At 39.0% G+C, this 12,434-nt stretch carries 17 protein-coding genes; 11 read left to right on the forward strand and 6 right to left on the reverse strand.

Annotated elements, in window-relative coordinates:
- Positions 1-7 precede the first annotated feature (7 nt).
- From rpsK to PH4a_RS07850, 6 genes are all read left to right on the forward strand, one after another.
- Positions 8-397, forward strand: a complete 390-nt coding sequence (rpsK, locus tag PH4a_RS07825; protein ID WP_002919257.1) for a 30S ribosomal protein S11 — start codon at positions 8-10, stop codon at positions 395-397.
- A gap of 36 nt (positions 398-433) precedes the next feature.
- Entirely contained in the window at positions 434-1,054 is a 621-nt protein-coding gene (rpsD, locus tag PH4a_RS07830) for a 30S ribosomal protein S4 (protein WP_064718518.1), read from the forward strand.
- 25 nt (positions 1,055-1,079) lie between these two features.
- Positions 1,080-2,069: a DNA-directed RNA polymerase subunit alpha gene (locus PH4a_RS07835; protein WP_006535513.1), complete on the forward strand. Its 990-nt coding sequence runs from the start codon at positions 1,080-1,082 to the stop codon at positions 2,067-2,069.
- A gap of 37 nt (positions 2,070-2,106) precedes the next feature.
- The gene (rplQ, locus tag PH4a_RS07840; RefSeq protein WP_004246940.1) at positions 2,107-2,493 is read left to right on the forward strand and encodes a 50S ribosomal protein L17; all 387 of its coding nucleotides are present in this window, start codon (positions 2,107-2,109) and stop codon (positions 2,491-2,493) included.
- A 289-nt stretch (positions 2,494-2,782) separates the two neighbouring features.
- Complete coding sequence (zntR, locus tag PH4a_RS07845; protein ID WP_129039000.1) at positions 2,783-3,196, forward strand: Zn(2+)-responsive transcriptional regulator; 414 nt, start codon at positions 2,783-2,785, stop codon at positions 3,194-3,196.
- 51 nt (positions 3,197-3,247) lie between these two features.
- Entirely contained in the window at positions 3,248-3,454 is a 207-nt protein-coding gene (locus PH4a_RS07850) for an alternative ribosome-rescue factor A (protein ID WP_064718521.1), read from the forward strand.
- Between the two features lie 3 nt (positions 3,455-3,457).
- On the opposite strand, the gene mscL is transcribed toward PH4a_RS07850, so the two are convergent.
- From mscL to def, 5 genes are all read right to left on the reverse strand, one after another.
- Positions 3,458-3,865 (reverse strand): large-conductance mechanosensitive channel protein MscL, encoded by a 408-nt coding sequence (gene mscL, locus PH4a_RS07855; RefSeq protein WP_064718522.1) that lies wholly within the window; start codon positions 3,863-3,865, stop codon positions 3,458-3,460.
- A 121-nt stretch (positions 3,866-3,986) separates the two neighbouring features.
- Complete coding sequence (gene trkA / locus PH4a_RS07860; RefSeq protein ID WP_064718523.1) at positions 3,987-5,363, reverse strand: Trk system potassium transporter TrkA; 1,377 nt, start codon at positions 5,361-5,363, stop codon at positions 3,987-3,989.
- Between the two features lie 113 nt (positions 5,364-5,476).
- On the reverse strand, positions 5,477-6,745 hold the full coding sequence (rsmB, locus tag PH4a_RS07865) for a 16S rRNA (cytosine(967)-C(5))-methyltransferase RsmB (RefSeq protein ID WP_129039002.1): 1,269 nt from the start codon (positions 6,743-6,745) through the stop codon (positions 5,477-5,479).
- Between the two features lie 86 nt (positions 6,746-6,831).
- Positions 6,832-7,779: a methionyl-tRNA formyltransferase gene (gene fmt, locus PH4a_RS07870; protein ID WP_129039004.1), complete on the reverse strand. Its 948-nt coding sequence runs from the start codon at positions 7,777-7,779 to the stop codon at positions 6,832-6,834.
- A 23-nt stretch (positions 7,780-7,802) separates the two neighbouring features.
- Positions 7,803-8,327, reverse strand: coding sequence for a peptide deformylase (gene def, locus PH4a_RS07875; protein ID WP_129039005.1), 525 nt, complete (start codon positions 8,325-8,327; stop codon positions 7,803-7,805).
- A 129-nt stretch (positions 8,328-8,456) separates the two neighbouring features.
- Here def and dprA point away from each other — a divergent pair, with 129 nt between their 5' ends.
- Genes dprA through PH4a_RS07900 form a run of 5 tightly spaced genes read left to right on the forward strand, consistent with a single transcriptional unit; the run spans position 8,457 to position 11,824 of the window.
- Positions 8,457-9,593, forward strand: coding sequence for a DNA-processing protein DprA (gene dprA / locus PH4a_RS07880; protein WP_129039007.1), 1,137 nt, complete (start codon positions 8,457-8,459; stop codon positions 9,591-9,593).
- Between the two features lie 19 nt (positions 9,594-9,612).
- The gene (locus PH4a_RS07885) at positions 9,613-10,170 is read left to right on the forward strand and encodes a DNA topoisomerase family protein (protein ID WP_129039009.1); all 558 of its coding nucleotides are present in this window, start codon (positions 9,613-9,615) and stop codon (positions 10,168-10,170) included.
- Positions 10,163-10,732: an L-threonylcarbamoyladenylate synthase type 1 TsaC gene (gene tsaC, locus PH4a_RS07890; protein ID WP_129039011.1), complete on the forward strand. Its 570-nt coding sequence runs from the start codon at positions 10,163-10,165 to the stop codon at positions 10,730-10,732. Before PH4a_RS07885 ends, tsaC begins: the two co-directional genes overlap by 8 nt.
- A 7-nt stretch (positions 10,733-10,739) precedes the next feature.
- Positions 10,740-11,564: a shikimate dehydrogenase gene (gene aroE, locus PH4a_RS07895; protein WP_129039014.1), complete on the forward strand. Its 825-nt coding sequence runs from the start codon at positions 10,740-10,742 to the stop codon at positions 11,562-11,564.
- Positions 11,561-11,824 carry a DUF1488 family protein gene (locus tag PH4a_RS07900; RefSeq protein WP_129039016.1) on the forward strand — a complete coding sequence of 88 codons (264 nt, stop codon included), beginning with the start codon at positions 11,561-11,563 and terminating at the stop codon, positions 11,822-11,824. Before aroE ends, PH4a_RS07900 begins: the two co-directional genes overlap by 4 nt.
- Here the strand turns inward: PH4a_RS07900 and PH4a_RS07905 are convergent.
- A complete protein-coding gene (locus PH4a_RS07905) occupies positions 11,800-12,363 on the reverse strand; it encodes a gamma carbonic anhydrase family protein (protein ID WP_129039018.1) in 564 nt (187 codons plus the stop codon). The genes PH4a_RS07900 and PH4a_RS07905 overlap by 25 nt on opposite strands.
- Positions 12,364-12,434: the final 71 nt, after the last annotated feature.

Here is a 12,434-nt window from a genome sequence, read left to right on the forward strand (position 1 = left end):
TTGAACAATGGCAAAAGCACCTATTCGTGCACGCAAGCGTGTAAGAAAACAAGTCTCTGACGGTGTGGCTCATATCCATGCTTCTTTCAACAACACAATCGTTACTATTACAGATCGTCAAGGTAACGCATTGGGTTGGGCTACTGCCGGTGGTTCCGGTTTCCGTGGTTCTCGTAAGTCAACTCCGTTTGCAGCTCAAGTTGCAGCAGAACGTTGTGCTGAAGCTGTTAAAGAGTACGGAATTAAGAACCTGGAAGTTATGGTTAAAGGACCTGGTCCTGGTCGTGAGTCAACTATCCGTGCATTAAACGCGGCTGGTTTCCGCATCACTAATATTACTGATGTGACTCCGATTCCTCATAACGGTTGTCGTCCACCGAAAAAACGTCGCGTTTAATAACGTTTTCGTTTTTAGGAAAGTTGGAGAAAGAAAATGGCAAGATATTTGGGTCCTAAGCTCAAGCTGAGCCGCCGCGAAGGTACAGATTTATTCTTAAAATCTGGCGTTCGGGCGATTGACACCAAGTGTAAACTGGAACAAGCACCAGGTCAGCACGGCGCACGTAAACCGCGTTTGTCTGATTACGGTGTTCAGTTACGTGAAAAACAAAAAGTTCGTCGTACTTACGGTGTTCTAGAACGTCAATTCCGTAACTACTACAAAGAAGCAACACGTCTGAAAGGCAACACAGGTGAAAACCTGCTGACTCTGCTGGAAGGTCGTCTGGATAACGTTGTTTATCGTATGGGCTTTGGCGCAACTCGCGCAGAAGCACGTCAGATGGTTAGCCATAAAGCAATCATGGTAAATGGTCGCGTGGTTAACATTGCTTCTTATCAGGTTTCCCCGAATGACGTAGTCAGCGTTCGTGAAAAATCGAAAAAACAGTCTCGTATCAAGGCTGCTTTAGAGCTGGCTGAACAGCGTGAAAAGCCAACATGGCTGGAAGTTGATGCTGCTAAAATGGAAGGTGTGTTCAAACGTATTCCTGAACGTACTGACCTGTCTGCTGACATTAACGAGCACCTGATCGTCGAGCTTTACTCCAAGTAAGGCTTAGCACCAAAGAGAGGACACAATGCAGGGTTCTGTGACAGAGTTTCTAAAACCGCGCCTGGTTGATATCGAGCAAGTGAGTTCGACGCACGCCAAGGTGACCCTTGAGCCATTAGAGCGAGGCTTCGGCCACACTCTAGGTAACGCACTGCGCCGTATTCTGCTTTCGTCTATGCCGGGTTGTGCGGTAACAGAGGTTGAGATTGATGGTGTACTGCATGAGTACAGCACCAAAGAAGGTGTTCAGGAAGATATCCTAGAAATACTGCTCAACCTTAAGGGGTTGGCGGTAAAAGTTCATGGTAAAGATGAAGTTATTCTTACTTTGAGCAAATCTGGCATTGGCCCTGTTATTGCAGCCGATATCATCCATGACGGTGATGTCGAAATCGTCAAGCCGCAGCACGTTATCTGCCACCTTACAGACGAGAACGCATCAATTAATATGCGTATCAAAGTTCAGCGTGGTCGTGGATATGTGCCGGCTTCTGCCCGAATTCATTCGGAAGAAGATGAGCGCCCTATCGGTCGCCTATTAGTAGACGCGTGCTATAGCCCAGTTGAGCGTATTGCTTATAATGTGGAAGCAGCTCGTGTTGAACAGCGTACCGACTTGGATAAGCTGGTAATCGAGATGGAAACTAACGGTACTATCGATCCAGAAGAATCGATTCGCCGTGCAGCGACTATCCTGGCCGAACAGCTTGAAGCTTTTGTTGACTTACGTGATGTTCGTCAACCTGAAGTTAAAGAAGAGAAGCCAGAGTTCGATCCGATCCTGCTGCGCCCAGTTGACGATCTTGAATTGACTGTCCGCTCTGCTAACTGTCTGAAGGCAGAAGCAATCCACTACATCGGTGATCTGGTACAGCGTACTGAAGTTGAATTACTTAAGACGCCTAACCTCGGTAAAAAATCTCTTACCGAGATTAAAGACGTACTGGCGTCTCGTGGACTATCTCTTGGCATGCGCCTTGAGAATTGGCCACCTGCAAGTATCGCTGATGAATAAGATCACAGGTTAAGGTTTTACTGAGAAGGATAAGGTCATGCGCCATCGTAAGAGTGGTCGTCAATTGAACCGCAACAGCAGCCATCGTCAGGCTATGTTTCGTAACATGGCAGGTTCTTTAGTTCGTCATGAGATAATCAAGACAACTTTGCCAAAAGCGAAAGAACTGCGTCGCGTCGTTGAGCCGCTGATTACTCTTGCCAAGACCGACAGCGTAGCTAATCGTCGTCTGGCATTCGCCCGTACTCGTGATAACGAAGTCGTGGCAAAACTGTTTACAGTATTAGGTCCGCGTTTTGCGAGCCGTGCAGGTGGTTACACTCGTATTCTTAAGTGTGGCTTCCGTGCTGGTGACAACGCTCCAATGGCTTACATTGAGCTTGTTGACCGTGCTGATTCTGAAACAGAAGCAGCAGCTGAATAATTTTATTATTATTTAGTGCAGTGAATAAAAAAACCGGATTTTTTAATCCGGTTTTTTTACTTTTTTAGTTAGATATTTTCTGAAAAACTTTCCTTTATATCTTCCCTTTATTTTGCTTACTATTGAGCTGTATTATATTTATTTCTCACTATTTGATCATACTGCTATGTTTCTAGTGTAAAAATAATGTGGTATAGACAAAATGTATTCTTAGTATCGCACTATCTTTCAATTCTATTTTTTTGATTATTTGTTATGCTTATTAATAATTAATACTGAGGAATGATCCATGTATCGTATTGGGCAAGTTGCAAAGTTAGCTAATGTGACAACAGATACAATTCGTTTTTATGAAAAGCAAGGATTGATGGGGCACGATAGACGTACAGAAGGTGGCTATCGACTTTATACAGATCAAGACTTACAGCGATTGCGTTTTATTCGTTATGCTAAAGAATTAGGTTTTACTTTAGATGCAATCACTGAGCTATTATCAATACGTGTAGATCCTGCACATCATACTTGTGTTGAATCAAAACATATTGTTGATGCTAGGCTTGCTGAAGTTGAAGTTCGGCTTAAAGAAATGGAAAGAATGCGTGATTCACTAAAAATGTTAAGTGATGCGTGTTGTGGCAGTGCTCATGAAAGTACTTATTGTTCTATTCTAGAAATACTTGAATCTGGCGCTACAAAGCAATAATATTTCATCAGATAATACTATGTATGTTCTTTAATAATTTTAGAGGTTTCTATGTCTAGTAAATATCAGCATCAAAAAGGTGTGATTAAAGACAATGCCCTAGCTGCACTTGTTCATGACCCACTATTTAGACAACGTGTGGAAAAAAACAAGAAAGGCAAAGGGAGTTTTATGAGAAAAGAGAAACATAATAAGAAGGGGAACTGGGAGGCCAGTGATAACAAAAGATTTTTTCAATTGTTATCACTGGCCTTTTAGTTTTTATTTTTGCTGATTTTTTAATAGATCACGAATTTCAGTTAATAAAGTTTCTTCTGCTGAAGGCGCAGGTGGCGCTTTTGGCGCTTCTTCAGCTTGGCGGCGAGTTTTGTTAATTAATTTAATCGCACAGAAGATGGCAAATGCAACAATAGCAAAGTCAAAGACAGTTTGAATAAACATACCGTAATTTAATACGACAGCTGGCACATCTCCAGTAGCTTCTCTTAATACAAAACTAAACTGTTTAAAATCAATACCACCAATTAATAAGCCCAATGGTGGCATAATGATATCGGCGACTAATGAGGAAACAATCTTCCCAAATGCGGCCCCGATAATGACACCGACTGCCATATCGACAACGTTACCTTTCATTGCAAATTCACGAAACTCTTTAAAAAAAGCCATAGCTACCCCTTAGATATATCAAAATAGAATTATTATGTGAAAATTTAGTATTCGGAATGATAATAATAATAGTAGACCACAATAGGTAACAATGACTATTATTCTTATTTCTGTAAAATATCTATAAGAAGAATGGGCTAGGTTGGAACAGTTTCTCTACATCGGGAACGTATTTTTTATCAGTAATAAACATAATAACGTGATCCCCTTGTTCTATAGAGTGGCTTGCATTAGCAATAATAACATCTTGATTTCTAACAATGGCTCCAATGATGGTTCCTGGTGGGAGTTTGATATCTTGAATACGTCGGCCAACTACTTTTGATGTGTTTTCATCACCATGTGCTACGGCTTCGATAGCTTCAGCAACACCACGACGTAATGAAGAAACACTGACAATATCTGCTTTACGTACGTGTCCGAGTAATGCAGAAATAGTGGCTTGTTGTGGTGATATAGCAATATCAATAACGCCGCCTTGGACTAGATCAACGTATGCACTACGTTGAATAAGAACCATCGCTTTCTTGGCTCCCATGCGTTTAGCTAACATTGCAGACATAATATTAGCTTCGTCATCATTCGTTAGGGCGATGAAAACATCAATTTGTTCTATATGTTCTTCTGCAAGTAGTTCCTGATCAGATGCATCACCATAAAAAACAATGGTATCATGAAGGAGTTCTGCAAGTTCAGTTGCACGTTGTTGATTATGTTCGATTAATTTAACGCTATAATCTTTTTCTAACCTCGCTGCTAATCCAGCTCCAACATTACCACCTCCAACAATCATAATTCGTTTATAAGGTTTTTCTAAGCGTTGTAGCTCACTCATAACGGCTCGAATATGTTGTGATGCAACTACAAAGAAAACTTCATCACCTGCTTCAATAATTGTTGAACCTTGCGGTCTGATTGGACGGTCTTGGCGAAAAATAGCAGCAACACGAGTATCAATATGTGGCATGTGATCTCGTAAAGTCGATAATGCATTCCCGACTAGAGATCCACCATAATATGCTTTTACTGCAACAATACTGACTTGTCCTTCAGCAAAATTAACAACTTGTAATGCGCCTGGGTATTGGATGAGTTTATAAATATAATCAATAACTAAATGCTCTGGTGAGATAAGGTAGTCAATAGGGATTGCTTCAGGTAAAAAAAGCTTATCTGATTCACGAACAAACTCTGAGGCTCGGATGCGAGCTACTTTATTTGGCGTATTAAATAAAGTGTAAGCAACTTGGCAGGCAATCATGTTGGTTTCATCAGAGTTGGTGACAGCAACTAACATGTCAGCATCTTCAGCACCTGCTTCTCTTAATACTCTAGGGTGTGAGCCATGCCCATTAACGACTCTTAAATCGAATTTGTCTTGAAGTTGACGCAAACGAGCAGCATCAGTATCAACGACAGTAATATCATTATTTTCACCGACAAGATTTTCGGCAAGGGTTCCACCAACTTGTCCTGCGCCTAATATAATAATTTTCATCGATGTTTCTCAGAGTATTTAGTTAACAAGTAGAAAACAAAACGCATGATCTAAGTGATCTTGCGTTGAAATAGTAGCCTTTTTTAGATCCTAGATCATCTTTTATCACCAAGTTAGATTTTCTTTATCACGGCATAAAAGAATCCATCGCCACCATTAGGTTCAGGTAAACATTGGTTTTGGTAATTACATTGAGCATCTTTTGTGGAAGATAGGAACATCTCAACTTGTTGACTATTTTCTTCAGGCAAAATAGAGCAGGTAGCATAAACTAATGTGCCACCTGATTTTAAATACGGCCATATAGCATGTAAAATTTCTTTCTGGATTTGTGCTAGCTGTGCAATATCGTCATTACGGCGAAGCCATTTAATATCAGGATGACGACGAATAACGCCAGTTGCTGAACAAGGTGCATCAAGTAGTATTCGGTCAAACTGCATACCAGAACACCACTGCTCAGGATAACGACCGTCGCCACTTTTTACAGTTGCCTGCTGTTTTAGTCGATTTAGGTTTTCTTTAACTCGGTTTAGGCGTTGTTCATCAATATCTATTGCTAATACTTGAGATTGAGGCGCAATTTCTAAAATATGAGTAGTCTTACCACCAGGAGCCGCACATAAATCGAGGATCTGCTCTTTGTTTTTCGGGGCTAATAATTCAGCACAACGTTGAGCAGATCGGTCTTGTATGGTAACCCAACCATCATCAAATCCCGGTAACATGTTAACGTTACATGGCGTTTCTAAACGGATTGCATAAGGAAGCGATCCGTCAGCTATTGCAGCGATCTCATTAGCTTCAAGTAAGGCAAGATACTCTTCACGTGAATGATGAATCTGATTAACTCGTAACCACATAGGAGGTTTTTGGTTATTTCCTTCAACAATCATTTCCCATTCTTTTGGATAAGCTTGTTTTATTCGAGCTAATAGCCACGAAGGATGTAAAAAACGACTCTCATTATTTTGGAAGCGCTCACTTAAAATATCTTGTTGGCGCTGAAACTGGCGCAATACACCGTTGATCAAACCTTTTAGTTGCGGCTTTTTTAATGCTACTGCACCATTAACGGTTTCGGCTAAAGCTGCATGTGCAGGAATACGGGTATATAGAAGTTGATATAGGCCTACCATAATAAGATAGTGCAAAATGCGTTGTTTACCTTTAAGTGGTTTATCCATTAGTTGCTGGATAGTCCACTCTAATTGAGGCAGTGTACGTAAAGTACCAAAACAAAGTTCTTGTAATAAAGAACGGTCTTTATCAGAAACATTCTTTTGTAATTCAGGAATGACAGTGTTTAATGATAAACCTTGGTCTAAAACTTGGCTGATTGCTTTTGCCGCAATACTACGTATGTTGTATGACGTTTTCATAATGAGTTAACGTTTGATATTTAGCGCCAAAAATATCGGCGTGAAAAAAGGAAAACCCCGATAAGTTTTATCAGGGGTTAGAATTGTTATTTAATAACTTTGCCGGGTGTGAACCACTCTCGCTTAGAGTTTAGAAAATCTGCAGATGTCATCGGTTTTTTGCCTGATGGCTGAAGTTCTACAATATTCAGCGTGCCTTTTCCCGTTGCTATATAAATGCCAGTTTTATCAGCTTTTAGTAACATGCCAGGTGTTTGATTAGTGTCACCCAAAATGACCTGTGCTTTCCAAACCTTTACAGGTTGATCCTCTAGCATGAAAAAGCTCATCGGCCATGGATTGAATGCTCGAATACATCGTTCTATTTGTTCCGCTGATAATGACCAATCAATTCTGGCTTCTTCTTTTGATAATTTTTGTGCGTAGTTTGCTAAATTATCATCTTGTTTTTCTGCTTTTAGCTTTCCTGCAGTAATTAGGTCTAATGTGCTAATTAAAGCTTTGGGACCTAAATCGGCGAGTTTTTCATAGAGTGATGAACTAGTGTCTTCGCTAGTAATTGGACATGCTGATTTATACAGCATATCTCCAGTATCTAGTCCTATATCCATTTGCATAATGGTGACACCCGTTTCTGTATCTCCAGCCCAAAGTGCGCGCTGAATAGGTGCCGCTCCTCGCCATCTAGGTAAAAGAGAACCATGAACATTTAAGCAGCCTAAACGAGGAATATCGAGCACTGCTTTAGGCAGGATCATGCCATAAGCAACAACAATCATAATGTCAGCTTGTTGTGCTTGAATCCATTCATGGTTTTCTACTGGTTTTAAAGATGCAGGCTGATAAACAGGAATATCATTTGTTAGCGCGAGTTCTTTAACTGGGCTAAAGGTCAGCTTCTTACCTCTTCCTGTGGGCTTATCAGGAGGTGTAAGTACTCCTACAACACTATGTTGAGTTGATAATAATGCAGCTAAATGTCGAGCTGCAAAATCGGGCGTTCCCGCAAAAATAATGCGTAATGAGTCAGACACGTTTTCTTCCTGTTTCAATTTAATTACTGTCCTGCTTTAGCTCTTTTCTTATCTAACTTATCTAATTTTTCCACTTTTTGGCGGATACGTTGACGTTTAAGTGGAGATAAATAATCAACAAAGAGCTTACCAACTAAATGATCCATCTCATGTTGAATACAGATAGCTAATAAGTCATCTGCTTCTAATTCAAATGGCTGGCCATTATAATCAAGTGCTTTAACTCTTACTCGTTCAGCTCTTGGTACAAAAGCACGCTGTTCTGGAATAGATAAACAGCCTTCTTCTATACCTGTGTCGCCATCAGAATCAAGAAGCTCAGGATTTATTAGTACTAGTTTTTGGTCTCTATTTTCAGAGACATCAATGACGATAATGCGCTGGTGGATATCCACCTGTGTTGCAGCTAGCCCAATACCTTCTTCTAAATACATCGTTTCAAACATATCATCGATGATTTGTTGAATTTCAGCATTAACTTTTTCGACTGGCTTTGCAATCGTGCGAAGACGCTCGTCTGGATAATGTAATACGTGTAACACGGCCATAGTTTATTCGGACTGTTTCTAAAATGTGAATGAGATTTAACGTCTATTCTAGACATTTATTGTCTAGATTGACAGTATTTGGTGGTTTAGCGCTCACCCTGTTTATTAAAAATAACACTAGGATAATGCATGGATGCTAGAGAAATATGGATAAGACTAAATACTATTTCAAGATTACCTATTAATAAAGTGATGCAATTAGTCAGCCATTTACGAAGTTTATCACGAATAAATGATAAACAATTAAAAGCCAGTGGGCTATCAGACCAGCAATGTGTTCAATTTATGAGGCTTCATAAAGATTCTGTTAAAAGTGCATTAAATTGGTTAGATAAAAATGAGTCATCACTTTTAACGATCTCTGATCCCGATTATCCATCTTTATTAAAGCAGATTTCATCGCCACCTCTTTTACTTTTTGTTGCAGGTGATAGAAAACACTTATCAAATACTCAAATAGCATTAATAGGTAGCCGTGATGCAACACATTATGGAACTAGATGGGCAACATATTTTGCTCAAGAACTGGTCAATAATGGTATCGCTATTACAAGTGGGCTCGCCCAAGGTATTGATAGTGTAGGGCATCGTAGCGCTTTAAAAAATAAAGGGGTTACTATTGCTGTATTAGGAAGTGGTTTAGAACATATCTATCCTTCTTTTCATCGCTCACTTGCCTTGCAAATCAAAGAAACTGGTCTTCTTGTATCGGAGTATTTACCTGATATGCCACCTTTAGCACACCATTTCCCACAGCGTAATCGAATTATTAGTGGATTAAGTTCAGCATTATTAATTATAGAAGCAGGAATAAAAAGCGGTTCTTTGATTACAGCTAATTGTGCTTTGCAGCAAGGAAAAGAGTTATTTGTTCTACCTGGTTTATTAGGTGATATACATTTTGAAGGTAATCATCAACTTATTAAACAAGGAGCAAACCTAGCTTCATTTCCCAATGATATTTTGGAATATTTAAATAGTTCATTACATTGGCTATCTGAACATGACGATATACATGAGCAACAATATTTATTACCGTCACAATCTGCTCTTTCTCAAAAAGCAGAAAGTAAGCAACTGAACTTAGTTCAACAAGAAGCTATTAATACAATATTACCTTTATTGCGCTTTGATGAGGCAACAGCAATTGATATCATTGCTAATCGTAGTGCATTATCAACATCTGATTTAGCCCCTCTTTTATTAGAACTTGAGCTTATTGAAAAAATAGCTATTGTGGCTGGTGGCTATATTCGATTGAAATAAGTGTAATGAGGTAAAAACAATGGCAAAAAATATGCCGTTTACACAGCAAAATGAACAAGAAATGTGTCCTGATTGTGGTAATACTCTCGTTATAAAAAATGGTGGGCATGGGCCTTTTCTAGGATGTTCTGCTTACCCTAAATGCCACTATATCAAAACATTAAAACCTCAAAGTGATAGCCAAATTATTAAAATTTTGGAAGGCCAGCCTTGTGAGTGCTGTGGTGCTGATTTAGTTTTGCGTCAAGGTAAATTTGGCATGTTTATTGGTTGTAGTCGTTATCCAGAGTGTGAGCATGTAGAACAAATAGACAAACCAGATGAAACAGTTATTCATTGTCCTCAGTGTGAAAATGGTAAGTTGCTACAACGTAAGTCACGATTTGGTAAGGTTTTTTATGCGTGCAATCAATATCCCGATTGTCAATTTATCCTAAATAACAAACCAATTTGTGGGGAATGTGAGCATTGCAATTATCCATTATTGATGGAAAAAAGGTCTTCTCAAGGAGTAAGATTAGTTTGCGCTAGCAAATTATGTGGAAAGCAACAAACAAAAAGAGAAGAACATGAATAATGAAGTATCACCTGTAAATAATACTATCGTAAGCGCATTACAAAATAATCAAGTTATTGCTTACCCAACAGAAGCTGTGTTTGGCTTAGGTTGTGATCCTGATAGTGAACAAGCGGTAATGGCACTATTAGCGTTGAAACAAAGGCCGATAGAAAAAGGACTAATTTTAATTGCTGATAACTATGAACAATTAAAACCTTATATAGATGATGGTATGTTAACGCAGACACAACGTGAAAGGATGTTTGCGTCATGGCCTGGGCCTGTCACCTGGGTTATTCCAGCAAAGGCATCTACACCTAAATGGCTAACTGGAAAGTTTTCATCATTAGCTGTGAGAGTGACAGATCACGCTTTAGTTAAAGCGTTATGCCTTGCTTATGGTAAGCCTATAGTTTCTACAAGCGCTAATTTAAGTGGTTTACCACCTTGTCGTACGGTTGATGAAGTGGAAGGCCAATTTCAAAATAGTATCCCTATTCTAAATGGTGTTGTTGGTGGAAGACTAAATCCATCTGAAATTCGTGACGCGCTGACGGGTGAGTTATATAGACAGGGGTAACTGTGTAATGGAAAAATATTCTGTATTGGGAAATCCTATAGAGCATAGCCAGTCACCATTTATTCACCAGTTTTTTTCAAAACAAACGGGTGTAGAGTATGACTATGGTCGCTTATTAGTACCTTTTGGTGAATTTGAAAAAACAGCTAGTCATTTTTTTTCTCAAGGAGGACTGGGAGCAAATGTTACCGTACCTTTTAAAGAAGATGCATTTCGCTTTGTTGATAGCTTGACAGCTAGAGCAAAAGGATGTGGAGCTGTTAATTCAATTAAAAAATTACCAGACGGTTCATTGCTGGGAGATAACACTGATGGTCAAGGACTTATTCTTGATTTAGCCAGGCTTGATTTTATTGTTCCGGGTAAAGTGTTATCTGTACTTGTGATTGGTGCTGGTGGTGCAACAAGAGGAATTTTACTTCCATTATTAGAATATGATTGTGATATCACCCTTACTAATCGTACTTTTGCAAAAGCTGAGCAATTGGCACAAGAGTTTAGTCAATTTGGTTTAATTAGAGCTATGCCCGCACAAGATGTTGCAGATAGACATTATGATTTAATTATAAATGCATCATCATCGAGCATGATGAATGAGTTGCCTCCAGTGCCGAATGATGTGTATGGCTATGAGACGGCTTGTTATGATCTCTATTATCAAGCAGGGATAACGTCATTTTTATATCATGCACTAAAGCATGGTAGTACTCGTTTATCTGATGGGTTAGGTATGTTAGTTGGACAAGCTGCTTATGCATTTGAGTTGTGGTATGAGTTTGTCCCTGAAATGGATCCTGTTCTTAATGTATTAAGAGAAAAGTTAAATCAATGAACCAATCTATTCAATTTCCAGATCGTGAAGAGTGGTTAGCAGAGGAAAAAAAGATCCAATTTCCTGTAATGATAAATGGAATGTTACTTGATTGCCAAGTAACAGAAGATGAGTTGTTTAAGCGTTTTGGTAATAAAGAAAATGCCCTAATTGTATTTCAAAAAAATCGCTGGGAAATAGAAGAAGAGTTTGAAGAGCTGATAACTAACAATGAGCTATCAGCCCTTCATCCTATTTATTCTTTATTAATGGATGTATGAGTTGTAGCTAAGTAGTCATTTTTCCATTTTACATAATTATTAGCAGAATAGATGAGAGCATCTATTTCTGCTAACGATAAAGGGCGAATTTTTTTTACAGGATTACCTAAATAAAGAAAACCACTTTCTAGTCGTTTCCCCGGTGGTACAAGGCTCCCTGCTCCAATCATCACATCATCTTCAATTATTGCACCATCTAATAAAATTGATCCCATGCCCACCAGAACACGATTACCAATAATGCATCCATGCAGCATAGCTTTATGACCTACAGTGACATCATTACCAATAATAAGAGGAAATCCTTCAGTATTTTCTGTAGAAGCATGGGATACATGGAGTACTGAACCATCCTGAATATTCGATCTTACCCCTATGCTGATATAGTTTACATCTCCACGGATAACAACCATTGGCCATATGCTTACATCTTTACTTAAGCGAACATCACCAATAACAGTTGCAGTTTCATCAATAAAAACGTTGTCATTAATAGAGGGAGATAAATTCAAATAACTTCTAATGGTGGGATATTTCATTCGTTACTCCAAACTTAATATAGAGATGCATAGTGAAAGGAAGCATAGCAGCGGACATATCTTTTTTGCGA

The organism is Proteus hauseri (genome assembly GCF_004116975.1).
Classification (GTDB): Bacteria; Pseudomonadota; Gammaproteobacteria; order Enterobacterales; family Enterobacteriaceae; genus Proteus; species Proteus hauseri.